This window comes from Roseateles saccharophilus (assembly GCF_031458095.1).
Lineage (GTDB): Bacteria > Pseudomonadota > Gammaproteobacteria > Burkholderiales > Burkholderiaceae_C > Pelomonas > Pelomonas saccharophila_A.
Window position 1 is genome coordinate 681,421 of record NZ_JAVDXU010000001.1, and the last position, 24,085, is coordinate 705,505.

Genomic DNA, 24,085 nt, shown 5'->3' on the forward strand with positions numbered 1-24,085 from the left:
AGTAGTTGCAGGGGTGTCCGCATCGCAACTACGGGTCCACGTAGAAAATCAGTTATCCCACCGGGCCCCACCGCAGCAACCGGGCCACCGGCGCATGCCTTCATCCGCGGGGTGGCTTGTAGCCATTGGGCAGGATCAGGGGATCGCCGGGATGGATGATGTCCGGGTCCTGGCCCGGCAGGTCGTTGGGGTCGCGGCCTTCCATGCGGTCGTTGAGCCAGGGGTTGAGGGCGTAGATCTGCGCCTTCACGTCGGCGTCGTAGCCGGCGATCTTCTCGATGTAGTCGCCCTTCTTGACGACATAGACGTTGGCCCCGGGCGGCACATCGGGCGCTGGCGGCAAGGCGGGATCGCCGTTGTCGACGGGCGCGCCGCCGCCTGCCTGGGTGGCGGCCACCCAGCGGTCGAATTCGCCGCTGTCCTTGGGGTCGAGCTGCACCTTCTTGTCGCCCTTGGCATAGAGCACGCGGGTGTTCGGGTCATAGGACACCGTGCCGTAGGGATTGCCGTCGTTGCCGGCCGCCTTGGGATCGAAATACCACTTGCCGTCGGCAAAGGCCATGTGGGTGGTCTTGTCGTGATAGCGCTTGTCGCCCTCGTCATAGCTGAAGCGGGTGTCCTTCTTGAGGTCGAGCTTGCTCGGGTCGGCGGGCAGAGACAGGAAGTCGCCCGCATTGGGCGGCGTGATGGGCGGCGGCGCCTTGGGCGGCAGGGGCATGCCATTGGCCAGCATGAAGTTCTCCCAACCCGCCTTGCTGGTCAGCTCGATCGGCCGCGTGAAGCCGCTGCCAGCGCTGGAGTAGGTGTTGGACGCCATGGCCGGGTCATAGAACACCAGCCCGTCCTTGCGCGCCGGCGTGGTGCCCATCATGTTGCCGATCTTGGGGTCGTAGAACCAGCGGCCATGGCCATCCCAGTAGGTCTGGGTGACCGGGTCTTCATAGCGCTTGCTCTGGCCGTTGTAGCCGATGACGGTGTACTTGGAGACATCGACCTTGGTCGGGTCCATCGGCAGCGCGAGGAAGGCCTGGTCCTCCTGCGTGATCGGCACCTTGCCGTCCTTGTCGAGCTTGTCGTCCATGTGCTCGGAGGCGCCGATCATGGCGTCGAGCATCTTGGTGTCGGTGTGGTTGATGTAGTCGATGAACTTGGCCGGGTCGCCGCCCTGGGCCTCATAGGCCTTCAGGAAGCCATCGACCTTGGCATCGCCGCTCCACCAGTGGTGCTGGTCCATCACCTCGGCATGGGCGTGGTCGAGGCCGGCGCCTTCCATGAAGGTGCGGTCATAGCGCTCGAAGTTGTTGACGTTCTTGTTGTGGTCGTAGGCCCAGTTGCCGATGGTGGTGGCCATGTAGAGGATGTTGACCGCCCAGCCGATGGGGTTGTCGCCCAGCACGGCGAACTTCAGAACGCTCTTGCCGCCCTCGCCCACCGCTTCCTTGAAGAAGTAGCGCTTGAAGGAATCGGCCAGCATCTCCTTGGTGCCCTCCTTGGTGAAGATGCCTTCGAACCAGTTGAGGAATTTGCTGTTGCCCAGGGCACGCCAGCCGCCATTGGCACCATCCTTGAAGGCTTGAGCGCCGGCGCCGCGCAGGCCGAGCTGCTCGAAGGCGGTGGCAAAGGCCGGATCCTTCAGTGCCTCCTTGCCGATGGAGCGCAGCACCATCTCGCGCACCTGCAGGCGCAGCAGCACCGAGTCGCTGACGAGGTTGGTGCCCTGGGTGACGAGCTTGAAGACATCACGCTTGCTGCCGTCGAGCTCGGCGGCATTGAAGATCACGCCGCTCAGGTCCCAGACGGTGGCGATGGTCATCAGGCCCACCAGCTGCTTGACCAGGCCGGGCGTGGCCTCCACGGCCAGCCGCGTCCAGCGGTCGCGCGCCGTGCCCTCCTTCACATAGAGACCCCAGCTGTTCTCGCCGCTCTCGGCGGCCTGGAAGAACTTGGCTCCGAGCTTGGCGATCTGCTTGTCCATCCAGTCGGCCGCCGTGTTGGCGCCGCGACTGAAGGCGTTGCTGCCTTCGCCGAAGCTGTGCGGCGCGATGCGCGCCGCCGCCATGCCCGCCTGCATCAGGTGGAAGGCCGCGAAGCCGCCCACCAGGCCGAGCAGCAGGCCCTTGCGCAGCGGGCCGAAATCACCGCCGATGTGCACATTGTTGAAAAGATAGGTGGTCAAGGCGGCCTGCAGCCCGCCCCCCACACCCCAGATCGCGGCTCCGCCAAAGTAGGGAATGTGGGCCGAGCGCGATACGTCGATCTCCGCACCGGGCAGGTTGACCGCCTTGCCCTCGGGGCCCGCGTTGACGCCCTTGATGTAGTAGGTCTCGGCCAGGAACTCGGTCAGGTCGCCGGTGGCCTGGGCGCCGATGCCGTAGTACTGCGCGTCGAGACCGCCGTTCTTGAGGTCGTCGCTCAGCATGGTGCGCGCCACCTGCGTGGCCATGCGCCGGCTGGCGGAATTGCTGCTGAGCATGATGGTGGTCGACTTGTCATCGGCCATCAGCTTGTTGCGACCATCGCTGACGTCCTTGTAGCCCTTCAGGTCGCCCAGGTCCTTGGCGTAGAACTCGACCGCCTCGCCCGTGCGCACCAGGCGGTAGCCGAGCTGGTCGAAGTCTTCATAGCCCTTCTTCACTGCGCCGGCCAGGTCCTTGTCCTTGGCGGTCATCGCACGCTGGCCATTGAGGAACTGCTCCTCGGTGAGGTTGGGCGCATGCTTGCCCTGGGCCAGCAGCGGGGCCATGCCCTTCATCGTCTCTTCGGAGGTGTGGTCCACCTTGTCCTGCAGCTGGTCGAGGCCCTGGCTGATGGACCGCAGCGTGACGTCCTCCCAGACCTTGCGCTGCTCTTCGTCGGCCTTGCCGACGCCATTCATGTCGACCTCGTCGAGCTTCATGGTCTTGATCTCGGCAACGGTCTGCAGCGCCAGCGTCGCATAGCCGTTGCCCACCGCGTCCTTGAAGCCGAACATCGTCATGTCGGCCGCCGGCTTGGTGGCGATCAGATGGGCCGTGTCCTGGATGGCCTTCTGGATCTCGGGGCTGTCGTACTGCTTGTTGACGACGTCGCTGCCCCCGGCCGCCACGTCGACGGCCTGAGACAGCGCGTCGGCCACCTTGATACCAGCCCCCATGTCGGTGCCGTAGGGGCGGCCATCCTTGCCCTTGGGCGACAGGTCGTGAATGTCCTCGACGATCTTGGCCACCGTCGGCTGCGACTTGTTGATGACCTGGGCGGCGATCTGCGGCGTCACGCCGGCATGCTTGGCGGGATCGGTCAGGTCGCGTAGCGCCTCGGCGCCGGCCACCGTGCCCTGGGTGCGGTAGGTTTCGTCGACCTTGCCGGCGGAGTCCGCCACGTAGGTGTCGACCACCTTCTTCACGCCCTCGTCGTCCATGACGAGGCGCTTGACCGACGGGTCCACGCCCTTGGGCAGCGCCTGGCCCAGCTTGTCGATCTGGGCCTCGTTGCCGAGCACCGCCGTGTCGTTGATGCGGCGGATGTCGGTGGCGGCCTTCACCACCACCGTCATTTCGGGATCGTCGCCGTAGCGGCTGGCGAGCTGCTCGGCCGCGTCGGCCAGCGGATCGTCGGAGCGGATCATCAGCCCGTCGGGCAGGTGCTTGTAGGTCTCGTCGAGCTCGGTCTTCACCTTGCCGAGCAGGTCCTTCTGCGCCGCCTCGTACTGCTTGCGCGCAGCCTGGATCTGCTGGCTGGTGACGCTCTTGTCGCCGTCGCGCTGGCGGCCGGTGAGATCGTCCAGCGTCGCCGCCTTGCGGTTGACGTCGTTGAGCTGGGTGTTGGTCGCGCGCTGGGTCGGGCTCTCAGTGAGCACCGTCTGCTGGGCATGGGCGACCGCCTTCTGCATCAGCGGATCGCTGCGGTAGCGGTCGGCAATGCCGTGGGCCGCGTTCTCGGTGGCCGCCTTGTTGTTCGGGTCCGCCTTGTAGGTCAGGCGCAGTTCGGCCGCGATGGCCTGCTCGGCCTTGGCCTGGTCCTGGTTGGCGGTCTTGCGGCGGGCGGTGTACATCTCCCAGCCGGCCGGGTCGTCCTCGGGTGCGGTCTTTCCCAGCTTGGCCTGCAGCTGGTCGGCCAGCAGCTTGCTGGCCTGGGCCTGCTCGACGGTGTAGCGGGTATAGGCGGCGGCGATGTCGGGATCGCTGGCGTCGCCGACGCCGGGGCCGGTCAGGCCGTCCGGTGATGAAAGATAGGCGGCCGTCAAGGCACGCGACTGCGCCGAATCGCCCAGCACCGAGCCGGCCGTTGCGCTCTCCGGTGCATCGGCGTTCAGGCTCAGCATCACCATGTCACGCAGTGCGGTCTTGCCGGGCGGCAAGGCCGACAGGCCGGCGCCCAGCAGGTCCAGCGTGTCCGCGCGCCCTCCGGTGGACTTGGACTTGGCGGTGTTGGAGAGGATCAGGTCGGCGATATGCCGCGTCTGCGCCGGATCGCCGGCCGCATCGGCGGCGCTGGCCAGGTCGCCGACCAGGCCGCGGTATTCCGCCTGGTCATCGATGCCGGCGGTCTTGCCGGCCTGGCCATCGGCCGGCAGCTCGGTGTGGCGCGCCTCCTTGCCAGCCGTCTCGGCGATCTTGTCGACCACCGGCTGGGCCTTGGCCATCAGCTGCTTGCGCTGCTCGGGGCTCAGGCCCGTGTCGCCCTCGGCCAGGGCCAGCTGCTGTGCGGCGGCAGCGGCGCCCGACTGGTCGTAGACGTCCTGGATCTGCTTGGCATAGCCATCGACGTCATGCTGGGGTGCGGCCTGCACCGGCTTGGCCCAGGTAGAGGCCGGCGAGCTACGGTCCAGGGCCGGGGTGACCAGCAGCGGCCCGGAGCCGTTGACGAGAGGCACGACGTTGTTGGACTTGGCTGGCTCATAGAAAGCCGCGGTCGTCTTCGCCTTGTCGACCTGGGCCTGGGCGTCCTGGGTGGCGGTAGACGGCGCCGACGGGGCGCGGTTGTCCTGCACGTCCTTCAGCCTGGCCTTGGCCAGCCCATGCTCCTTCTCCTTCAGCACGGCCTGGGCCTCGGTCTTGAGGGCTTGCTGCTGCTTGGCCTGGTGATCGGCCTTGAGCTGGGCGGCCTTGTCCTTGTCCGCCTGTGCCTGGGTCTGCCGGGCCTTGGCCTCGGCCTCTTCGGCGGCCTTGCGTGCGGCCTCGGCCTGGCGCTTGGCTTCCTCGGCACGGCGGCGGGCCTCCTCGGCGCGGCGGCGCGCTTCCTCGGCGGCGCGGCGCGCGGCTTCCTCGGCGCGGCGGCGCGCTTCCTCGGCCTGCGCGGCGTCGTCCCGGCCGACGTAAGAACTGGACCCGATGGCGTCAAGCATTCACTCTCTCCTTGTCTATGGCGGACGGACCGGATGTGCATTCCGGCACGGCGATCAACAGTAGTTGCAGGGGTGTCCGCATCGCAACTACGAGTCCACGTAGAAACTCAGTGATCGCCCTGGGCCCACTGCAGCAACCGGGCCACCGGCGCATACAGCGAACGCGGGATGGGGCGGTCCTGCGGCACCTCGTCGTACAGCAGCTCGGCCAGTTGCGGGTCGAAGGCCATCGGGATGAGGGCCTCGCCCGCCACGCGGCGGATCTGTGCCGCCAGTTCGGCCTCGCCACGCGCCAGCACGCGCGGCAGGTCGTGCTCGCCAAGGTATTGCAGGGCCACGGCGACGCGCTGGGAATGGATGACGGCCGAGGCCATGCGCACGCGGTCGGCCAGGCTGGCGTAGACGGCCTCGAAGTGGGCGTTGCGCCGGCGCGAGCGATTCAGCGGGTCACCCTCGGCGTCCTTGTGCTCGCGCCTCACCTCGTCGATGGACATGCGCAGGCCCTTGATGAACTCGTAGCGCGTATGCGCATAGTCCACACCCGCCATCAACGCATAGACCAGCCCCGCCCAGGCAAAGCTCTGCAGCACCAGGCTGGCGCCGACGCTCAGGGCCGCCGACGGCGTTGCGTAGCCGAGCTTCAGCGCCGTATCCAGGCAGCCGCGGATGACCAGCCACATCACGGAAGCGAGCAGCGCGGTCTTGACCAACATCTTCAGCAGGTTGATCAGGTTGCGCGTCGAGAAGATCTTCTGGAAGCCCTGGGCCGGGTTGAGCCGGTTCACATCGGGCTTGATGCGCTCCCAGGCCAGCAGCCCGCCCACCTGCGCGAACGAGCCGACCAGGCCGCCCGCCGCCGCCATGGCGCACAGGCCCAGCATGGTGACCACCAGCACGCGCCCGGCATGCAGCAGCAGGGCCGGCACGCCATCGTCCGGCGCGATGAACAGGCCCTCGCTGGTCGCGTGCAGCCACAGCTCGCGCCACAGCCCGAAGATCGTGGCGCCGGCCAGCCACAGCGCCAGCACGACGAAGAGGAAGACGGCGCTGGAGGCCAGGTCATGGCTGAACACCACCTCGCCGCGCTTGCGCGCGTCGCGCAGCTTCTTGGCCGTTGGGGCCTGGTCCTTCTCAGCCACTGCGGGGCCTCATGGACGAACGCAGGAACTCGAGGACGCCGTTGTCGGGCCGCAGGAACTGCTGCAGCGAGTCCCACAGCACATACATGAACAGCATCATCATCAGCGCGGCCAGCAGGCCCTTGAGCGACTGCGTGCTCTGGAAGACGTTGAGCTGAGGCGCCACGCGCTGCAGCAGGCCGGCGCCCAGCTCCACCAGCATCAGCACCAGGATGACGGGCGCGGCCAGCTTGACGATCCAGGTGAACAGGGTGTCGCCCTGGCGGATGGCGAAGGCCTCGATGACATGGCCCAGGTCGGGGAAGAAGTCGGCCACCGGCCACAGCCGGTAGGAGTCCACCACCGCGCCCACCAGGGCCAGCATGCCGCCCGCCGAGACGAAGAGATTGATGACGACCCAGCCGAGGAATTCGCCGGTGGGGCCGTTGTCATGCCCGGCCACGGGGTCGAAGAAGGCGGCGTTGCCGGTGCCGGTCTGGAAGTCGATCAGGTCGCCCACGCTCTGGATGGCCCAGAAGAAGATGCCGAAGCCCAGGCCCAGCATGACGCCGATCAGCGCCTCCTTGGCCGCGATGGCGATCCACATCGTCACCGACAGCGACGGCATGTCGCCCGCCAGCGGCGACATGAACAGGGCCAGCATCAGCATCAGCGAGTTGCGCGACATGCCGGTGATGACGTTGGGCGACAGAAAAGGCGTGACGGCGAACACGGCGAACAGCCGCGGCATCGTCAGCGCGATGGAGGCGAACAGCTGCTCGGGGTGGGTGAAGGCGGTGGGATCCATCAGGCCCGCCGCGCTGCCGACCACAACAGCACCGAGGCCTCCTCGGTCGCCTCGTCCTGCCGGCGCTCTTGCTGCGCACGCTGCTCGGCCCGGGCGCGCTGCTGCATCTGCCTGGCCTTTTCAACATCCGCGCTGGCGCGGCGCAACTGCGCGCGGCTCGTATCGAGCGCGCCCTCGGCCATCGCCACCACGGCCTGCGCTTGAACCACCGCCGCGCCGGCCGTCACGATGCGCGAGTCGAGAGCATGGCTCCAGGCGCCCGCCTGGCGCAGCTGCGCCACGCTGCAGCCGCCCTCGCCCACGGCGGCCACGGTGGACTGCCAATGCAGCGCCTTGGCCTGCTGCTGCTGCAACCAGTGCTGCTCGGCCTCCTGCGCCCTCGCCTCGCAGGCCCGCAGCGCCCGCTGGTCGCGCCCCACGGCCTGCATCGCGCTGCGCTGGTGGCGCTCGCGCACATCGGCCAGCAGCTTCCAGGCGATGGCCATCTCACGCGCCCTCGGCCAGTCGGCGCAGCGCCGCAAGCATCGGCTCGAAGTCCTGGCGCTCGCCGGGCTTCTGCGCGAGGAACTGCTGTATCGCCGGGCGGCGCGCCACCGCCTGGTCAGCCAGAGCATCGGTACCACGGCGGTACTCGCCGATCTGGATCAGCAGCTCCAGCTCCTGGTACTTGGCCATCAGCGAGCGCAGCTGCCCCGCGGCTTGAGCATGCTCGGACGACGCCACGGCCGACATCACGCGGCTGACGCTGGCGAGCACGTCGATGGCCGGGTAGTGGTTGGCCGCGGCGAGCTTGCGCGACAGCACGATATGGCCGTCCAGGATGGAGCGCACCTCCTCGGCGATGGGGTCGCTGTCGTCCTCGCCCTCGGTCAGCACCGAGTAGACGGCGGTGATGGAGCCGCGCTCGCCCTGGCCGGCGCGCTCCAGCAGCTGCGGCAGCATGGAGAAGATGGACGGCGGATAGCTGCGCCGCGTCGGCGGTTCGCCACTGGCCAGGCCGATCTCGCGCTGGGCGCGCGCAAAGCGCGTCAGCGAGTCCACCAGCAGCAGCACCTTCTGGCCCTGGTCGCGAAAATGCTCCGCGATGGTGGTGGCCACATAGGCCGACTTGATGCGCTCCATCGGCGGCCGGTCGGAGGTGGAGACGACCATCACCGTGCGCGCCATGCCTTCGGCGCCCAGGCTGTTCTCGATGAATTCCTTCACCTCGCGGCCACGCTCGCCGATCAGGGCCACCACGTTGACATCGGCCGTGGAGCCGCGGGCCAGCATGCCCAGCAGCGTGCTCTTGCCCACGCCGGGCGGCGAGAACACGCCCACGCGCTGCCCTTCGCCCAGCGTCAGCAGCCCGTCGATGGCGCGGACGCCGGTGGCCAGCGGCTGCGCCACCAGGCGGCGCGCCAGCGGGTTCACCGGCTGGCGCTGCACCGGCAGGCGCGCCAGTGCCTTCAGCGGTTCCTTGCCGTCCATGGGCTCACCCAGGGCATCGAGCACCCGGCCGAGCAGCCCCGGCCCCACCGGGCAGACATGGCCGCGGCCCGAGGGCACCACCTCGGTCAGCGCGGAGATGCCGGTGGTCGGCCCCAGCGGCGTCAGGATGGCGACCTGCTTCTGGAAGCCCACCACCTCCGCCAGCAGCGGCGGCTCGCCCGGCGTGCGCAATTCGCAGAGCTCGCCCACATGGGCCTGGATGCCGGTGGCATCGATCAGCATGCCCACGGCCTTGCTGACGCGGCCGCGCACGCCGACGGTGGGCAGATGGCCGAAGGCGCGCGACAGGTCGTCGACGATGCTTTGCGTGGCCAGCTCGTCCATCAGCCCTGCTCCGCCGGCTGCAGCAGCCCGCTGCGCTCCACGGCAGCGCGAAACGCTTCCAGCTGCGCATCAACGCCGATCTGCAGCGTGCCCGAAGGCGTCTGCAGCACGCAGGCCTGGGCCGGCAGGGCCGGGTCGGCCACGACGGCCAGCGCCTGGGCCCAGGGCAGCTCGCCGCCGATCTGCCTGAGCGCCGCGCGCACATGGGCCTCCTGCGGCGGCGCCACGCGCAGCGTGATGAAGGGTTCGTGGCGCACCAGCGTGTCCACGCGACGCAGCGCGGTCTCCAGCAGCGCCGCCGGGTCGGCCTCGCCCAGGAACTGGCGCACGGCCTGGGCGACGATCTGCGCCATGGCCGCGCGCAGCGCCTGCAGCTGGCGCTGCGCGGCCAGCGCATCGCCCACCAGCTGCTGGGCGTACTCGGCCCGCGCCGCCTGCAGACCCTGTTCATGCCCCTGGCGGCGGCTGTCCTCGGCCTGCTGGCGGGCCTGCTGCTCGATGCGGCGCGCCTCCTGGCGCGCGGCCTCCACCACGGCCGAGGCGTCCAGCAGGGCGGCGTACTCGGCCTCCTTCAACACCTTGCGCTCGCTGAGCAGCTGCAGGTTGTCGGTGGTGATCAGAAAAGCCAGTCCCATTGCGGCAGTCTTTCCGGGACGATGCACAGCAGCATCAGCTCCCTGAGTTGTTCGAGCTGGCGCGGCTGCAGCGGCGGCACGCGCAAGCGGCTGATGCGCTGCGGCAGCTTGAGCCGGACGCGCTGCAGCACCGCCGGCCCTTCGGGCAGCAGCGTGCCCGTCAGCAGGCGGTAGCCACGCTGCACCATCACATGGCCGGCGGCATGGGGCTGTTCCTGCAGGCGTTGCATGTCGACGCGGACGTGGGTGAGCTGGGGCAGGCGGTCGAGCACGAAGTCGACCGCGTCGTCGGCCACGCGCAGCGCCTGGCGCCGCACCTGGCTGCCCATGCCGCCCCGCAGGCCGAACAGTGGCTTGTGCGCGGCAAAGCCGCAGTAGATGGCCAGCAGGCGAAGCGAAGTCGCGTCCATCAGCTCCACGCGCTTGAGCTGGGAATCGAACTGCAGGTCCAGAGACTCATCGGCCAGGCCGCGATCCCGCAGCAGCTGGCCCAGCACGGCGCGGCCCGCAGGCCCGAGGCGCGCGATGCTGCGGTGGCGCACCGGCCAGCCGGGCGGCAGCCAGCTGGGATGCATCCCGTCTTCAGGATGCATGCCATTGCGCAGCGCGAGCCGCAGCATGTCCAGCGGGCCGTGCTCAGGCGCGGGCGGCACGGGGTCGACGGCGGGCTGCAGGGTTCGCACCTCAGTTGCTCCGCCGCGCTTCGCGTGAACTGCGGCGCACGTCATTTGCGGGCCGAGCGCCGGGCCGCTCCCTAGCCGGCCCGCGCTGGCGATGTGCTTGCGGCTCGATGCCGCAAGCATCGCCGTCCCCTCGGGGGCTGAGGCCGGACACATGGCGCCCAGTGGGCGGCATGTGCCTGCCGAAGGGCTGCGGCCCACGCCGCGGCGCGGTCTGCAAGACCGACCGGACTCGCTCGCGTTCAGCGACGCGAGGTTGGGCGAGGGGCAGCTTCATTTCAGCGCTTCAGCAGCTGGCGGCGCGCCCAGGTGCGCCAGTCGAGGCCCTGGCGGCGCAGCAGGCCGGGCAGCGCGATCAGGCAGGCCACCGCGGCCAGCAGCAGCACGCCCAGGGTGATCACCGTGCGGTCGAGTGACAGGCCGGCCACGTCGTAGCGCTGGGGGGCGTCGGCGGCGGCCTGCACCGCGCCACTGGAGCGCTTGGCCTCCACCAGCGACAGCGAGACCTGGTCATGCGACAGGCCCTCGATGCTGTGCGCCACCATGTCCTTGACGGTGGGCGCCAACAGCCGCAGGTCGACGTCGGGACGGTATTTGATGAAGACGGCCGCCGACGAAGGCTTGAGCTTGTCGCTCAGCGGGTCGTTGGCCGGGATCACCACATGCACGCGGGCGGCCACCACGCCGTCGATGGTGCGCAGCGTCTGCGACAGCTCCTGCGACACCGCATAGATGTAGCGCATGCGCTCTTCCGACGGCGTGGACACCAGGCCCTGCTTCTGGAAGACGTCGCCCATGCTGGCGTAGCGGTCGTGCGGCAGGCCCTGAGCGCGCAGCACATCCAGGGCCGCGGGCAGGCGGCTTTCCTCGACCTTGAGCTGCCACAGGCCGCCTTCGGCCGCCTCCTTCTCGGCGGGGATGCTCTCCGAGGTCAGCGCGGCCAGCATCTCGTTGGCCTCGCGCTCGTTGAGGTTGGAATAAAGGTCGACCTTGCAGGCGGCAAGGGCCAGGCACACGACCAGGGCTGCGGCGGTGCGGAGCTGCCTAGCCATTGTTCTTCAGCAAGGAGTTGAACTGGTTGCTGCAGGCGCTGGCCAGGGCCGTGCACATATGCATCTTGCTGAAATAGGTCATGGAATCGTTGCTGAACCTGACGATCTCCATCTGCGCGCGGCCGAACTCGACGGCGGCGGTTTGCGGGTCGCCCAGTTCGGCGGCCGGCAGCATGCGATGGGCCATCAATTCGCTGGCGCCAGGACGCTGGCCGAAGAACTGGTCGGCGGCGCTGGACAGCGACTGCAGCGAGCCGCTACCGCTGGCCGAGGGGCGGACCATATAGCCGGCGAACTGCTTCGCCTCCGCCGGATCGATCGCGGCCGGCGCGGTGGCGCTGGACTGGACCGCAACGGCCATGGCATCGACGGGTTGGACCATGATGACCTCGCTGGATGAAAGGGATGATCGGGAAATGCCGCCCCGGGCCCGGGGCGGCGAGCGCCGGAAGGTCAGACCTTCTGCGACTGCTGGCGAACGTCGCTGGCCGCCTGCAGGACCGTGTTGGTCTGCTGGGCATTGGCCGACGTGATGGCCGCGGTGCGCTGGGCGCTCTGCGACGTCACGGTGCTGAAGATGGTCAGCTGCTTGTTCTGTTCCAGGATTGCCTTGCTGTCCAGTCCGGACTCGGGTGCGGCTACGGCCATGGTGTGACTCCTAACGTCAAAAGTTGATGACATGACAAAAATCGCCCCCGCCCCGGAGGACGGAGACATTCCGCACGCAGGCCGGGCCTGCGGTGCGAAATCCCGTGGTGCTCATCGCTGCCCCTCCCGGCCGGGTGACACCACCAGGCCATCGGCTTCGATGCGCTTGAGTTCGGCGCCCGACTTGAGCACCGCCCCCTCGTAATAGCGGCTGCCATTGGCGAGCTGGATGTAGCTCATGCCGCTGGCGTCCTGGGTGATGCTGACCATGCGCGACGGCAGCACGTTCTGCCAGGCTTCCCACTGCGCACGCTGCAGCTCGGCCGTGCGGTCCGCCTGGGGCCGCGGCCGCACCTGGACTTGGTCGGACACCAGCACCGCCGGGTGCAGGTCGTCGGCCAGGCGGCGGATCTTCTGGCGCACCGAGTCGTCCTCGGCGGCGCCGCTCACCACCAGCCGACCCTGGCCCGCGTAGCTCATCGAGATGCCGGGGTCGCTCACATAGCGGCGCGCCTGCTCGACGATGTCCTGCGCCGCATGCACGCTGGTGCTGACCTGGCGGCCGAAAGGCGCCATGGCCTCGGCCAGGGCCTGCTTGCGCTGGCGCGATTCGACATAGCCACGCACATTGAAGCGGCCACCGGCCACCGCCACCACTTCCACCTCGGGGAAGGGCTTCAGGGCCTTCTCCACCTCGGCCAGGTCGACCGTGGCGGCCCGCGCCGGGCTGCCCGCGCTGCCGGCCCAGGCCAGCACGCCGGCCGCGCCGCCGATGGCGAGCACCATCACCGCCGCGCTCAGCCAGGGCGAGCCACGGCGCGCCGGCGCCTGCAGCAGGGCGGCCGGTGGCGCGTCGCCGGGCATGATGCTTTCGGCCCATTCGGACGCCGGGTCGTCATGCTCGGGCGCGGGATAGCTGCGGTCGACCTGGAAGTCGATGCTGCCGACCGAGACCACATCGCCCGCCACCACGCCCTTGCGCTGGGCCTGCACGTCCTGGCCATTGAGCTTCACGGCGGCCGCGCCGACCTTCTGCAGCGACATCGCCAGCTCACCCACCGTGAACACCAGGTGGCGCGGCAGCACGTCGCTGCCGGGCAGCATGACTTCGCATTCGCCCGAAGCGCCCAGCGTGTTGACACCGGGCTTGAGCGCGATGGTGCGGCCCTTGACCGCGCCACTGAGGAAGCGCAGGCACCAGCCCGGCACGGCGGCCGTGGTGGTCGTGTGGGCCCGCGCGTTCATTGCGTGGGCTCCTGCTGCAGCGGCGGCTTGCTGCCGGATGTGACGAGACGCGGCGTCAGCAGGTAGAAGCGCTCCATGTTGTTCTGCTTCTTCTCGCTGTACTGGAACAGCTTGCCCAGCACCGGGATGCTGGACAGCAGCGGCACGCCCGAGGTCGCGTTGGCCTTTTCCTCGGAGGTGTAGCCGGCGATCAGCAGGCTGGCGCCTTCGTCCACCAGGGCTTGCGTGTTGACGGTGCGCCGCCGCACGACCGGGATGCGGTCGACCATGCTGCTGCTGACGTCGCCGTCCTCGATGTCGATGGACATCAAGACGCCGCGGCCTTCCTTGTCGTCGACGATCAGCGGCGTCACGCGCACGGCGGTGCCGGCGGTGACGCTGTACAGGCTGGAGTCCTGGAAGCCATCGACACGCACATAGAACTCACTGAGGTTCTCCAGCACCGCCTCGTTGTTGTCCAGCGTCAGCACCTTGGGCCGCGCGATGAAATTGGCATTGCCCTTCTGGGCCAGGGCGCTGACGCGCGTCAGCAGGTAGTTGCGCAGGTCGTTGCCGATGGAGGCGGTGAACAGCGCGCCCAGCGGCGTGCTCGGGTTGCCCTGCGGGTTGACGGTGACGACCTGGCCGGCCTCGGAGTTGGCATTGCCGAAGGTCAGCGGTGGCAGGTTGCCGCGGCCGATCTGCAGGTCGCCATGGCGGGCATGCAGACGCCAGTCCACACCCAGGCTGTCCAGCGTGTTGGTGCTGATGTCCATGATCGTGACCTCGATCTCGATCAGACGCGGCCTCACGTCCATGGTCTGGATCAGCTTCTCGTAGCGCGCCATGCGCTCGGGCGTGTCGCGCACCAGCACCGCGTTGAGGCGCGTGTCGGGCTGGAACTGCGGCAATTCACCGCTGGCGAATTCCGTGCCGCCAGCGTCGCCCTCGTCCTCGGCGGCGCTGCTGCCCTCGCTGGACAGCTTGGCCACGCCGCTGCCGGCGCCGTCGCTGACGCCAAGCTTGGTGCGCCGCACCGGCCCGGTCACGGACGACGGCGCAGACGCTCGCCCTGCCCCGCTGCGGCCATAGAGATTGCGCAACACCGTCGCCACACCGGGGATGGACACCTGCTTGCCGGCGCGGTTGATCTTGAAGTCGGCGGCCCAGGCATAGCGCAGCGGGAACACCTGCACGTCGGCGCGGTCGTCGCGCGCCGCGCGCTGGTCGATCAGCCTGACCGTCTGGCGCACCAATTCCACATAGCGCTTGGGGCCCGAGACATAGACATTGCCGTCCGCCTCGCTGATCTGCAGCGGATAGCGGGCGTCGGCGATCTTGAGCCTTGCCAGCGTGTCGGCGATGCGCGGCGCGTTCTTGCCGGCGATGGTGAAGACCTCGCTGCGCGTGTCGGCGGCTGGATCGATGAACAGGAAGGCGCCGTCGTAATACCAGGTCAGGCCGTTGGCTGCGCAGATATTGCTCAGCACCATCTGCACCGCACCCGGCTGGCTGCCGGTGATGGCGAAGCGGCCGCTGATGGTGCCGCTGACCTTGCCATCGATGACCGCGGTGACGCCCTGGGACGCCGCCAGCTCGCGCAGGAAATCGCCCACCGGCTTCTCGTTGGCTTCCATGCGGAAAGGCCGGCCGTTGCGCGGCAGATCGGCCGCCGTGGCGGGACTGGCCAGCAGCGCCGCAACCAAGCCGGCACAAAACAGGAGGTAGGCGGAGCGCAGCATCAGCTCAGCGAAGCCAGGGTTTGGAAAGCGCGTTCGGCGAAGCGCAGCACATCGCGGCCCAGCCAGCCGGCGGTCACGACAAGGGCGATCAGCACCGCGATCAGCCGCACCGACTGGCCGATGCTCTGGTCCTGGATCTGCGTGACCGCCTGCAGCACCGCCACGACCAGCGAGGTCAGCGTGGAGACCAGCACCATGGGCAGCGAGACCATCAGCACGATGAGCAGCCCTTCCCGCGTGATGTCGAGAATGTTCTGAGGTGTCATGCCGCCTCCGCGATCGTCGGCAAGGCCTGAGGTTGCGGGTTGTTGACCCAGCCGACTGGCTGCAAGGCAACGTCCTCGTCCACCTCCTGGTAGGACAGCACCGCCAACTGGGGCGCCACCGGCTCGAGCAGCGTCTTGATGTAGCGCCGGGTGTCGGACGACACGATGGCCACCACGCGTTGCTGGGCGCCGCCGAGGATGCGCCGCACCTGCTCGCGCACGTCCTGAGCCACGGCGGGGTCGAGCAGCAGCAGATTGCCGCGCGGCGAGCGCTCGATGGCCGCCTGCACGCGATCGATCAGGCTGGACTCGAACAGGATGGCATGCAGCTCGCGCCGCGCGCCGACGTGGCGGCTGGTGATGAAGCGGCCAAGGTCGATACGAACCAGCTCGGTCAGCGCCACGACATCGGACTCGGTCGGCGCCCAGATCGCCAGGCTCTCGAAGATGGCATGCAGGTTGCGGATGGGCACGTTCTCCTGCAGCAGCCGGCGCAGCACCTCGGCCAGGCGCTGCAGCGGGACCACGCGGGCCACCTCCGCCGCCAGCTCGGGCACTTCGCGCTGCGCCGCATGCAGCAGGCGCTGCGCCTCCTGCAGGCCGATCAGCTGGGCGATATGGCGGCGCACCACATGGTCCACATGAAGGCCCAGCACTTCCTCGCAGCTCCAGGCGCGGTTCGCTGCCGGTGCTGCATCCACCCACACGACGCGGAGGAAGGGACCGAAGGGCTCGGCCACCTCGGCGCCCGCCGGCGGCGTGGCGGCCTCGGCCGCGTCCAGCAGCCAGCTGCCCGGCCGCAGCGCACCCTGCGAGACCACGACGTCCTGCACCAGCACCTGGTACTGGTTGTCGCCCAGGCCGCTGCCCCAGCCGACCTGCACGCGCGGGAACACCGGCCCCAGGTCGCTCTCGACGCGGGCCTTGGCCGCGGCCATGCGCAGGTCCAGCGCGGGCCGGTCCAGGCGGCCGCGCAGGCCGGTGGACAGGCGCAGCTCCAGCGGCGCCGCGATGGCGCCCTGCACCGCATCGTCGTCGCCGCCGTCGGCGTCGCGGTAGGACATCCAGGCCGGCGTGCGGCGGCTGTCAAGCAGCCGGCGCGTCAGCAGCCCGGCTCCCAGCACCACCAGGGCCAGCGTGCCGAACACCCACTTCGGAAAGCCCGGCACCAGCAGGAAGCTGGCGGTGGCCAGGCCGGCGATCACCAGCGCCCGCGGGTGGGCCATCAGCTGGCGGCTGATCTGGCTAGCCAGCTGATCGTTGCGCCCGTTGTGGGGCTCGCCGTCGGCCGACACGCGGGTGATGACCACGCCCGAGGCGATGGACACCAGCAGCGACGGGATCTGCGAGACCATGCCGTCGCCCACGGTCAGGATGGCATAGCGCTGCAGGGCTCCGCCAATGCTCATGTCGTGCATCAGCGTGCCGATGGCCAGGCCGGCGAGGATGTTGACCAGGGCGATGACGATGCCGGCGATGGCGTCGCCCTTGACGAACTTCATGGCGCCGTCCATCGCGCCGTGCAGCGAGCATTCCTGCTCCAGCTGCTGGCGGCGCTTCTGGGCCTGGGCCGACGACAGCACGCCGGCGCGCACATCGGCGTCGATGCTCATCTGCTTGCCGGGCATGGCGTCCAGCGCGAAGCGCGCCGCCACCTCGGCCACCCGCTCCGAGCCCTTGGCGACGACGATGAACTGCACGATGGCGATGATCAGGAAGACCACGCCGCCGACGACGACGTTGTTGCCGACGATGAGCTTGCCGAAGGTGTCGATGATGTGACCCGCATTGGCGTGCAGCAGGATCAGCTTGGTCGAGGCGATGTTCAGCGCCAGCCGGAACAGCGTCGTGAACAGCAGCAGCGACGGGAAGGTGGACAGCGACAGCGCCGACGGCACATACATCGCCACGATGAGCAGGGTCAGGCTCATCGACAGATTGGCGGCGATCAGGAAGTCCAGCAGCGGCGTGGGCAGCGGCAGCACGAACAGCGCGACGATGGCCACCAGCAGGCCGGCCAGCAGCAGGTCGTTGTGGCGGCCCGCGCTGGCGATCAGGTCCTTCACGCCGCTGCGTCGCGGCAGATGTCTTTGCAGTGCGTTCGGTGCGGTGTCGGCCATGCGAAGCACTCTATGGCGTGACTTTTTTCCGCACCACTACGAGTCCCCGTAGCGCCTCGCCGCGGCGCGCGGTGCTACGAATTCACGTAGTTCCTCCCAGCCCCGTGGATGGCTACGCTCGCCGCGTGCTGATGCCTACCGCCGTGATCGAGCTGAGCGAAGTGAGCGCGTTGACGCGCTTGCCGGCGCCCGCCTGCCAAGCCCTCAACCGTCTCTACGACCGCCGCGCGCCCGCCATCGAACTGATGTTGCGGGGCGAGAGGCATCGTCTGCAGTGGCGCTTCGGCAGCGCCCAGGACTTCACCGGGTCCTGCCGCTATCGATTCCGCCTCGGACCTCACACGGGCTGGCTGGTGCTTGATGCTGCTGCGCAGGCGGCCTTGCTGCAGGAGCGCAGCCACGCCCTGCTGCCGGCCGAGCTGCGCTACGTGCTGCTGGCCGATGCCCTGCAGCCCGTGGCCACTGCACTGGAAGCGGCCTTGCGCCTGCATTTCGAATGGTCGCCCGGCGAGTCCGACGAGGACGCCGAGTCACTGCCGCTGGAGGCCGCTGCCTGCTTCAGCGTGGCCGCCGACGGCCAGGCCTGGCCCTGGCAGGGCCTGCTGCTGTTCCAGGACCCGTCGGCCCTGGACAAGCTGGTGCCGGCCCTGCCGGCCGCCTCGGCCGGCCCCGTGGGTAGCGGCTTCGACGGCCTGCGCGTGCCGCTGGCATTTCGCATCGGCGACAGCGTGCTGAGCCTGGCCGAGGTGCGCGGCATCCGGCCGGGCGACATCGTCAGCGTCGAGCGCTGGACCGCCGCCGGCGCAGGCCTGGTCGTGCAGGCCGAACTGGGTGGCCCCGCGGGCCGGCAACTCATCGCACGGGCCGAGGGCTCGCGCATCACCGTCACGCAATGGAGGGACCCTTCGATGAAACGAGATGAGCTTGCCGGCGCCGGCGAAGGCGAGGACGCGACCGGTCTGCCGCTGGACCGACTCGATGCGCTGGAAGTGGCGCTGCGCTTCGAGGTGGGTCATCTGAGCCTGTCGCTCGGCGAGCTGCGCAATATCGGCCCGGGCCATGTGTTCGACCTGACGCAGCCGCTGAACCGCAGCCCGGTGCGCATCCTGGCCCACGGCAACGTGCTGGGCAAAGGCTTCCTGGTGGCGGTGGGAGAACGCCTGGGCGTGCGCGTCTCGGAGTTCGCGCCCACCGAGCTGAAGAGCTGACGATGAACACCACCGGCATGCCCGAGCCGATGACGCTCGTGGCGCTGATCCTCGCCTTCGGGGTGGCGCCCTTCGTCGCGATGATGGTGACCAGCTACACCAAGCTGGTCATCGTCTTCGGACTGCTGCGCACCGCCCTCGGCCTGCAGCAGACGCCGCCGAACATGGTGCTCAACGGCATCGCCATCATCCTGTCGATCTACATCATGGCGCCGGTGGGCATGGAGGTGGCCGAGGCGCTGCGGCATCGCCAGGCCGGCGCCAAAAGCGAGGGCTGGAGCGACGTGGTGTCGGTGCTGGACGCCGGCAAGGCGCCGCTGAAGGCCTTCCTGCAAAAGCACACCCAGGAGCGCGAGCGCCAGTTCTTCCTGAAGTCGGCCGCCACGATCTGGCCCAAGGAGCAGGCCGACAAGCTGCAGGCCGACGATTTCCTGGTCATGGTGCCCAGCTTCACGCTCAGCGAGCTGACGCGGGCCTTCCAGGTCGGCTTCGTCCTCTACCTGGTGTTCGTCGTCGTCGACCTGATCGTGGCGACGGTGCTGCTGGCGCTGGGCATGTCGATGATTTCGCCGACCACCATCTCCCTGCCCTTCAAGCTGCTGCTGTTCGTCATGCTCGACGGCTGGGCGCGGCTGATCCATGGGCTGGTGCTGTCCTACCGATAGCGGCCAAAATACTGTATACATAAACAGTCATTCATATGTCCCGCCAGCACGCCATGGAAAAGGCCATGACCCAGCAGCTCTACATCCCCTACTTCGCGATCAATCCCTATGGCGGCGATGTGCCGGCCCATGTGATGGAAGCGGCCGTGGCGGAGTTCGAGCGCCAACTCGGCGGAGCCTGGCAGGTGCTGGCTGCCAAGGCGGCTTTCGAGGACGCTGGCGGACTGCGTGCCTTCTGGCGCGGCATCTATCCGTCGGCCATCACCCGCTGGAGCATGGCGGCGCAGGCGGCCGTGAATGCGGCCTACCAGACGGAGCTGCCCCTGCAAGCCAGCCTCGATGACATCGAGCAGTTGAACGCAGCCTATATCGACGTCATTGCGGCGGCCCGCTACGGGTACACGCAGCATGAATGGCTGGACGTCTTCACGGCGCACTACGGCATGAGCGACTACTGCGACTCGCATCAGCAGGCCCTGACCGCCGGCCGCCACTGGCTCGCGGTCGCCCCGGGCGCCTGTCCCATTGCTGCCGCGGAACAGGAAATCCGGGCCCGATGCGAGACCGGCAGGCTTTGCCCGGCCGGCGCTTAGCGCTCAGATTTCTGCCGCCGCGCACTGGACACGGCAGGCTTTGTGGATTACTGTACAAATACACAGTATTCATACGGAGCTTCAGCCATGACGGAACCGCGCCTGCTCGTCATCTCTCTGGCCTCTGCCGAGGTGTGCGCTGCACTGTCGACAACCATGGCACTTCATGGCCTCGGCGCCCGCCTTGGCAAAGCGGCGTTCGCCACCGAGAACTGGCATCAATCCTGGTCCGATCGGTTCCCGGATACGCCTGAGATGGTCGAGCGGCTGCGCAGGGCCTGTGCGCGAGTCACGGCACCGGCATGCACAGTGACCTTGAACCGTATTGCCGGCGAGACGCATTGGACGGCCCTGGCCCAGGGTGAACCACCGGAGTTCACCGACGTCCTGACCGCCGTGCAGGCGGAATTGCTGCGCGAAGGCCTGGAGGCCTCCAACCACAGGCCCCACCTGACCCTGAGCTATTGGCCGCCAGAGCCCCTGGGCATCCTTCCCATCCGCCCCATCCCATGGCGCATCGACGAGATCCTGCTCGTGCGTGGCTGCGGACACGGTCCGGACTACCACTACGAAGTGCTGGGCAGCTGGGGTCTGCACGCCGTGCCGGCCGACGCACAGATCGAACTGTTCTGAGACTCACGAGGTGTTGTCCGACTTTTGCGGGGCCCTGATGCCGACACGGCCGGCATGACGGGATTTCTATGCTGACTGGCGTGGCACCCCCCTTGCCCCTGGGGCTAGAGGACCACCCAACAAGCCAAAGGAGATCCCCATGACGAAGCAAATCCACACCTCCCGTCTTTTGTGTGCCCTCGCGCTGGTCGGCCTGGCCGGCACGGCATCGGCCAATCTGACCAAGCCCGTCTATTCGCAGGCCAAGGACGAGGTCAAGGCCATGTTCAAGGCCGAGCGAGACAAGTGCGGCTCGCTGGCAGGCAATGCCAAGGACGTGTGCGTGGAGCGCGCCAAGGCCCATGAGAAGGTCGCCCTGGCCAACCTCGAATACCAGTACACCGGCACGGTCAAGGATCACAACGACTACCTGGAGTCGCGTTACGAAGCTCGCTACAAGCTGGCCAAGGAAATGTGCGATGACAAGTCCGGCAATGCCAAGGATGTCTGCGTCGCCGAGGCCAAGGCTGAGCATGACAAGGCCAAGGCCGATCTGAAGGCCAACAAGAAGATCGCCACCGCCGAAGCCGACGCCATGGAAGCCAAGCTGAAGGCCGACTACAAGGTTGCCAGCGAACGCTGCGACTCGCTGTCGGGCGACACCAAGGACAGCTGCCAGGCCAGCGCCAAGGCCCGCTACTTCCAGTGATGAAATCGCCCGCTGTGGTCGACACGGCGGGCGGCTCAGCAATACCGCCGGCCCTCGAGCCGGCGGTGTCACGTCAGCGTGAGGCGCCGGGTGCCGGGCTCACCGGCAAGGATTGCTGGGCGCCGTCGGCAATCGCAACGACACGGCCGGCCTGAGGCAAGGCCAGGCGGTTGTCGACGCCGCGCACGCCCTGCGGCGCGCCGGCCAGCACGGTGGCGCGCTCCTTGGCAGCGGCGTCGGGCGCAGGTCCCTCCAGGCGAACGACGCCATTGGTCGTCGTCACCTCGATGCGCGAGGCACTCAAGGCCGGGTCGGCCGCCAGTGCCGTCTTGACCTTGAGGCTGATGCCGGTGTCGTCGATGGCCGTGCCGACGCCATCCACCGCGCTGCGCGAGGCCTCGACGGCGGCATTCTGGGAGTCAGCCACGGTTTCGCCCATGCGCTGCCCCAGGCCGCGCACACTGGCGACCGCGTCATCCAGCTGGGTGCCCACACTGCGCGGGTCCTGCAGGCTGGCCACGGCAATCGCCGTGATGGCGGCACCCAGGCCCAAGGCCAGCAGCCAGGCACCGGCACTGGAACGCCGGTGCAGCCGCTCTTCCTGCCGCCAACGGCGTGCGGGGGGCGGTTCGACGGTGGGGTCGGTGGTGTGGCCGTAGGGCGGCAGACGGTCGCGCCAGTTTTCTTCGATATGGGGTTCGGCTGCGGATCTCATGGCGATCTCCTCTGATGGGCCCGGCGGGCCTCACGCAGCAAGTCTGGAGGGCGGCCCGGGAGCGGCCCATCGGCCGGCGGAGTTGCCGGCTGTAGGACCACGCGCCACTGCATCAGCACGCGCATCGTGGCCTCGCCTTGTCCGATAACGACTGCCGCTGCGGGCCGACACGGCGGGTCATGGCTGCTGCTCATCATCAGCTGCACCCAACTTGAAGCGCTGCCGTCATGAAGCTTCGCCTGCTGCTCTCGCTGCTCGGCCTGTCGATGGTCCATGCGACGCATGCCCAGTCCCTGATGGCTGGCAGCATCGGGCTGGCCGGCCAGGGGACTGCGCAATATGCACCCGATCCGGAGCTGAACTGGCGCGACCCGCAATGGCTGAGCCGCCAGCGCGAACGCTCGCGCTGGCGCTATCAGATGGGGCTGGAGCAGCAACTGCGCTCACCGGTCCAGCTCGGCCCGCAGGCTTCCGTGCGCGAAGCGCTGTGGGCCGGCGTCAGCTACGACTTCAACAAGCGCTTGAGTGGTGGCGTGGAAACGCCGGTCTGGCAACGCGACAGCGGCTGGGCCTCACGCATGAACTTCGAGCGGCCCAAGGGCCAGGGCCTGGCCGGCCTGCGCGGCGCCTTTTCCTACCAGCTGAGTCCGCAAAGCCGGCTGACGCTGCGCCCGCAAGCCCATCGCGTCATGCTCAGCTACTCGGCAAGCTGGTGAAGGTGGGGGCGCCCTCAGCGCCCACCGGCCGGCAGATCCAGGCCGTTGACGGGCGCGCCGTCGGCGAGATCCGCGCAATAGGTGATGAGCTCGTCGAGCTCGCGGCATTTGTCGAACACGCGCTCGGCGCCCAGCGTGGCGCAACGGCGGCGCACGTCGTCGGTGGCGTAATTGGTCAGCACGATGCGGCGCGCCGGCACGCCCAGGCGCTGGGCCGCTCGCAGCACGCCCAGACCCGTGCCGGAGTTCAGGAGGATGTCGACGATGACGACATCGGCATGGCGAGCTGACTCGCGGCTCATCCAGTGCACGGCGGACTCCTCGTCGCCCGCGCTGCCGATGACCTCGACATTGGCCAGTTCCTCGAGGGTGCCCGCCAGGTTCTCGCGGATCACCGGGCTGTTCTCGACGATGAAGGCACGTAAGGCAGGCATGACGATCCCCGGTTCAGGCACGCGCCATCCAGTCCTTGAGCTCGTCGGCATGCTCTTCCTCGTCGGCCAGGATGTCCTCCAGCAGGCGCCGGGTGGTGGAATCCTTGTCGCCCACGAGTCCGATCATCTGGCGGTAGGTCTCGACGGCCACCCGCTCGGCGATGAGATTGGACTTGATCATGGCCTTCAGGTCGTTGACCTCGTCATAGTCCGCATGACTGCGCCCCGGCAGGCCCACCGGATTGAAGTCCGGTTCGCCACCCAGCTGCACGATGCGCTGGGCCAGCCGGTCGGCATGGCCCAGCTCCGCATTGGCATGCACGAGGAATTCCTCGGCGATGCTGGGCGACTCCAGCCCCGTCGCCATGAAGTGGTGGCGACGGTAGCGCAGCACGCAGATCAGCTCGGTGGCCAGCGCGCCGTTGAGCAGCTTGAGGATGTCGTCACGCCAGGGCCCGTAGGCTGGCGTGACCGCCCCTTCGTCGAGGTCGGAACGAGCGGCCCTCAGGCCGGCCTCATCCAGCCGTAGAGCGGTAGGAGCCTCAGCCATTGCGTGCCACCACGAGCTGGTTGTCCACCGAACGCACGCCCTGGACGGCGTTGGCCAGCGTCGTGGCGCGGGCCTGCGAACCGGCATCGGGCGCGGTGCCGGTCAGGGTGACGCGGCCGTCTTCGGCGCGCACGTCGATCTTGGTGGCCTTGAGCCTGTCATCGGCCATCAGGGCCGCATTGATCTTGGTGACGATGGTCGCGTCGGTCGCCGCTTCAGCGGCCGCAGCGCTCGCGTCCTTCAGCTTGGTCTCGGCCTTGTCCATGGCCTGACGCGCATCGGCCTTGGCCTCGGTACCGGCCTGCTTGGCATCGGCGATGGCGCCGTCGAGCTTCTGCCCGGCGGTGCGTTCGTCATCGTGCTTGCCGCAGGCGGCCAAGGCGGCGGCCAGGGTCAGGGCGCCGATCAGCGGCAGTCGGAGGGAGGGGGTGCGGTTCATCATGCGTCCTTTC

The 24,085-nt window shown here is 68.6% G+C and carries 24 protein-coding genes; 6 read left to right on the forward strand and 18 right to left on the reverse strand.

Features of this window, described 5'->3' with window-relative positions; genetic code table 11:
• Positions 1-100 precede the first annotated feature (100 nt).
• The 14 genes from J2X20_RS02910 to sctV form a co-directional block, all read right to left on the reverse strand.
• Positions 101-5,323, reverse strand: a complete 5,223-nt coding sequence (locus J2X20_RS02910) for a LysM domain-containing protein (RefSeq protein ID WP_310260601.1) — start codon at positions 5,321-5,323, stop codon at positions 101-103.
• A 107-nt stretch (positions 5,324-5,430) separates the two neighbouring features.
• Positions 5,431-6,462, reverse strand: a complete 1,032-nt coding sequence (locus tag J2X20_RS02915) for an EscU/YscU/HrcU family type III secretion system export apparatus switch protein (RefSeq protein ID WP_310260605.1) — start codon at positions 6,460-6,462, stop codon at positions 5,431-5,433.
• Positions 6,455-7,249: a type III secretion system export apparatus subunit SctT gene (gene sctT, locus J2X20_RS02920; RefSeq protein WP_310260608.1), complete on the reverse strand. Its 795-nt coding sequence runs from the start codon at positions 7,247-7,249 to the stop codon at positions 6,455-6,457. Before sctT ends, J2X20_RS02915 begins: the two co-directional genes overlap by 8 nt.
• Positions 7,249-7,734, reverse strand: a complete 486-nt coding sequence (locus J2X20_RS02925; RefSeq protein WP_310260611.1) for a serine kinase — start codon at positions 7,732-7,734, stop codon at positions 7,249-7,251. Before J2X20_RS02925 ends, sctT begins: the two co-directional genes overlap by 1 nt.
• Position 7,735: 1 nt before the next feature.
• Positions 7,736-9,064, reverse strand: coding sequence for a type III secretion system ATPase SctN (sctN, locus tag J2X20_RS02930; protein WP_310260613.1), 1,329 nt, complete (start codon positions 9,062-9,064; stop codon positions 7,736-7,738).
• Entirely contained in the window at positions 9,064-9,699 is a 636-nt protein-coding gene (gene sctL, locus J2X20_RS02935; protein ID WP_310260616.1) for a type III secretion system stator protein SctL, read from the reverse strand. The genes sctN and sctL overlap by 1 nt, the downstream gene beginning before the upstream one ends.
• Positions 9,681-10,382 carry a SctK family type III secretion system sorting platform protein gene (locus tag J2X20_RS02940; protein ID WP_310260619.1) on the reverse strand — a complete coding sequence of 234 codons (702 nt, stop codon included), beginning with the start codon at positions 10,380-10,382 and terminating at the stop codon, positions 9,681-9,683. Before J2X20_RS02940 ends, sctL begins: the two co-directional genes overlap by 19 nt.
• Before the next feature lie 275 nt (positions 10,383-10,657).
• Positions 10,658-11,431 carry a type III secretion system inner membrane ring lipoprotein SctJ gene (gene sctJ / locus J2X20_RS02945; RefSeq protein WP_310260621.1) on the reverse strand — a complete coding sequence of 258 codons (774 nt, stop codon included), beginning with the start codon at positions 11,429-11,431 and terminating at the stop codon, positions 10,658-10,660.
• The gene (locus J2X20_RS02950; RefSeq protein ID WP_310260624.1) at positions 11,424-11,813 is read right to left on the reverse strand and encodes a hypothetical protein; all 390 of its coding nucleotides are present in this window, start codon (positions 11,811-11,813) and stop codon (positions 11,424-11,426) included. The genes sctJ and J2X20_RS02950 overlap by 8 nt, the downstream gene beginning before the upstream one ends.
• Before the next feature lie 71 nt (positions 11,814-11,884).
• A complete protein-coding gene (locus J2X20_RS02955) occupies positions 11,885-12,079 on the reverse strand; it encodes a hypothetical protein (protein ID WP_056193332.1) in 195 nt (64 codons plus the stop codon).
• A gap of 111 nt (positions 12,080-12,190) precedes the next feature.
• Positions 12,191-13,324 (reverse strand): FHA domain-containing protein, encoded by a 1,134-nt coding sequence (locus J2X20_RS02960; RefSeq protein WP_310260629.1) that lies wholly within the window; start codon positions 13,322-13,324, stop codon positions 12,191-12,193.
• Complete coding sequence (gene sctC / locus J2X20_RS02965) at positions 13,321-15,045, reverse strand: type III secretion system outer membrane ring subunit SctC (protein ID WP_310260631.1); 1,725 nt, start codon at positions 15,043-15,045, stop codon at positions 13,321-13,323. Before sctC ends, J2X20_RS02960 begins: the two co-directional genes overlap by 4 nt.
• Entirely contained in the window at positions 15,045-15,311 is a 267-nt protein-coding gene (gene sctS, locus J2X20_RS02970; RefSeq protein ID WP_310260633.1) for a type III secretion system export apparatus subunit SctS, read from the reverse strand. Before sctS ends, sctC begins: the two co-directional genes overlap by 1 nt.
• Positions 15,308-17,431 (reverse strand): type III secretion system export apparatus subunit SctV, encoded by a 2,124-nt coding sequence (gene sctV / locus J2X20_RS02975; protein WP_310260635.1) that lies wholly within the window; start codon positions 17,429-17,431, stop codon positions 15,308-15,310. Before sctV ends, sctS begins: the two co-directional genes overlap by 4 nt.
• Before the next feature lie 131 nt (positions 17,432-17,562).
• Here sctV and sctQ point away from each other — a divergent pair, with 131 nt between their 5' ends.
• From sctQ to J2X20_RS03000, 5 genes are all read left to right on the forward strand, one after another.
• Positions 17,563-18,639 carry a type III secretion system cytoplasmic ring protein SctQ gene (gene sctQ / locus J2X20_RS02980; protein ID WP_310265085.1) on the forward strand — a complete coding sequence of 359 codons (1,077 nt, stop codon included), beginning with the start codon at positions 17,563-17,565 and terminating at the stop codon, positions 18,637-18,639.
• A gap of 17 nt (positions 18,640-18,656) precedes the next feature.
• Positions 18,657-19,304, forward strand: coding sequence for a type III secretion system export apparatus subunit SctR (sctR, locus tag J2X20_RS02985; RefSeq protein WP_409034151.1), 648 nt, complete (start codon positions 18,657-18,659; stop codon positions 19,302-19,304).
• A gap of 35 nt (positions 19,305-19,339) precedes the next feature.
• A complete protein-coding gene (locus tag J2X20_RS02990; RefSeq protein ID WP_310260640.1) occupies positions 19,340-19,897 on the forward strand; it encodes a hypothetical protein in 558 nt (185 codons plus the stop codon).
• Positions 19,898-20,212: 315 nt separating this feature from the next.
• Positions 20,213-20,530, forward strand: a complete 318-nt coding sequence (locus J2X20_RS02995; RefSeq protein WP_310260641.1) for a hypothetical protein — start codon at positions 20,213-20,215, stop codon at positions 20,528-20,530.
• Between the two features lie 139 nt (positions 20,531-20,669).
• On the forward strand, positions 20,670-21,218 hold the full coding sequence (locus J2X20_RS03000; RefSeq protein WP_310260643.1) for a hypothetical protein: 549 nt from the start codon (positions 20,670-20,672) through the stop codon (positions 21,216-21,218).
• Between the two features lie 73 nt (positions 21,219-21,291).
• On the opposite strand, the gene J2X20_RS03005 is transcribed toward J2X20_RS03000, so the two are convergent.
• Complete coding sequence (locus J2X20_RS03005) at positions 21,292-21,933, reverse strand: BON domain-containing protein (protein ID WP_310260645.1); 642 nt, start codon at positions 21,931-21,933, stop codon at positions 21,292-21,294.
• Positions 21,934-22,160: 227 nt separating this feature from the next.
• On the opposite strand from J2X20_RS03005, the gene J2X20_RS03010 reads away from it, so the two are divergent.
• Positions 22,161-22,649: a hypothetical protein gene (locus J2X20_RS03010; RefSeq protein ID WP_310260648.1), complete on the forward strand. Its 489-nt coding sequence runs from the start codon at positions 22,161-22,163 to the stop codon at positions 22,647-22,649.
• A 14-nt stretch (positions 22,650-22,663) separates the two neighbouring features.
• Here the strand turns inward: J2X20_RS03010 and J2X20_RS03015 are convergent, their stop codons facing one another.
• Genes J2X20_RS03015 through J2X20_RS03025 form a run of 3 tightly spaced genes read right to left on the reverse strand, consistent with a single transcriptional unit; the run spans position 22,664 to position 24,072 of the window.
• On the reverse strand, positions 22,664-23,083 hold the full coding sequence (locus J2X20_RS03015) for a response regulator transcription factor (protein ID WP_310260650.1): 420 nt from the start codon (positions 23,081-23,083) through the stop codon (positions 22,664-22,666).
• Positions 23,084-23,096: 13 nt separating this feature from the next.
• Positions 23,097-23,633 (reverse strand): ferritin-like domain-containing protein, encoded by a 537-nt coding sequence (locus J2X20_RS03020; protein WP_310260654.1) that lies wholly within the window; start codon positions 23,631-23,633, stop codon positions 23,097-23,099.
• A complete protein-coding gene (locus J2X20_RS03025; protein ID WP_310260657.1) occupies positions 23,626-24,072 on the reverse strand; it encodes a BON domain-containing protein in 447 nt (148 codons plus the stop codon). The genes J2X20_RS03020 and J2X20_RS03025 overlap by 8 nt, the downstream gene beginning before the upstream one ends.
• Positions 24,073-24,085: the final 13 nt, after the last annotated feature.

Bases quoted from the DNA above. Each gene is read 5' to 3' on its own strand.
- sctR (WP_409034151.1), top strand. From the start codon at position 18,657: ATGCCCGAGCCGATGACGCTCGTGGCGCTGATCCTCGCCTTCGGGGTG.
- J2X20_RS03015 (WP_310260650.1), bottom strand. From the start codon at position 23,083: ATGCCTGCCTTACGTGCCTTCATCGTCGAGAACAGCCCGGTGATCCGC.
- J2X20_RS03025 (WP_310260657.1), bottom strand. From the start codon at position 24,072: ATGAACCGCACCCCCTCCCTCCGACTGCCGCTGATCGGCGCCCTGACC.
- J2X20_RS02955 (WP_056193332.1), bottom strand. From the start codon at position 12,079: ATGGCCGTAGCCGCACCCGAGTCCGGACTGGACAGCAAGGCAATCCTG.
- J2X20_RS02990 (WP_310260640.1), top strand. From the start codon at position 19,340: ATGTCCCGCCAGCACGCCATGGAAAAGGCCATGACCCAGCAGCTCTAC.
- J2X20_RS03020 (WP_310260654.1), bottom strand. From the start codon at position 23,633: ATGGCTGAGGCTCCTACCGCTCTACGGCTGGATGAGGCCGGCCTGAGG.
- sctS (WP_310260633.1), bottom strand. From the start codon at position 15,311: ATGACACCTCAGAACATTCTCGACATCACGCGGGAAGGGCTGCTCATC.
- sctN (WP_310260613.1), bottom strand. From the start codon at position 9,064: ATGGACGAGCTGGCCACGCAAAGCATCGTCGACGACCTGTCGCGCGCC.
- sctJ (WP_310260621.1), bottom strand. From the start codon at position 11,431: ATGGCTAGGCAGCTCCGCACCGCCGCAGCCCTGGTCGTGTGCCTGGCC.
- sctQ (WP_310265085.1), top strand. From the start codon at position 17,563: ATGCCTACCGCCGTGATCGAGCTGAGCGAAGTGAGCGCGTTGACGCGC.
- J2X20_RS03010 (WP_310260648.1), top strand. From the start codon at position 22,161: ATGAAGCTTCGCCTGCTGCTCTCGCTGCTCGGCCTGTCGATGGTCCAT.
- J2X20_RS02960 (WP_310260629.1), bottom strand. From the start codon at position 13,324: ATGAACGCGCGGGCCCACACGACCACCACGGCCGCCGTGCCGGGCTGG.
- J2X20_RS03000 (WP_310260643.1), top strand. From the start codon at position 20,670: ATGACGAAGCAAATCCACACCTCCCGTCTTTTGTGTGCCCTCGCGCTG.
- sctL (WP_310260616.1), bottom strand. From the start codon at position 9,699: ATGGGACTGGCTTTTCTGATCACCACCGACAACCTGCAGCTGCTCAGC.
- J2X20_RS03005 (WP_310260645.1), bottom strand. From the start codon at position 21,933: ATGAGATCCGCAGCCGAACCCCATATCGAAGAAAACTGGCGCGACCGT.
- J2X20_RS02950 (WP_310260624.1), bottom strand. From the start codon at position 11,813: ATGGTCCAACCCGTCGATGCCATGGCCGTTGCGGTCCAGTCCAGCGCC.
- sctC (WP_310260631.1), bottom strand. From the start codon at position 15,045: ATGCTGCGCTCCGCCTACCTCCTGTTTTGTGCCGGCTTGGTTGCGGCG.
- J2X20_RS02910 (WP_310260601.1), bottom strand. From the start codon at position 5,323: ATGCTTGACGCCATCGGGTCCAGTTCTTACGTCGGCCGGGACGACGCC.
- J2X20_RS02925 (WP_310260611.1), bottom strand. From the start codon at position 7,734: ATGGCCATCGCCTGGAAGCTGCTGGCCGATGTGCGCGAGCGCCACCAG.
- sctT (WP_310260608.1), bottom strand. From the start codon at position 7,249: ATGGATCCCACCGCCTTCACCCACCCCGAGCAGCTGTTCGCCTCCATC.
- sctV (WP_310260635.1), bottom strand. From the start codon at position 17,431: ATGGCCGACACCGCACCGAACGCACTGCAAAGACATCTGCCGCGACGC.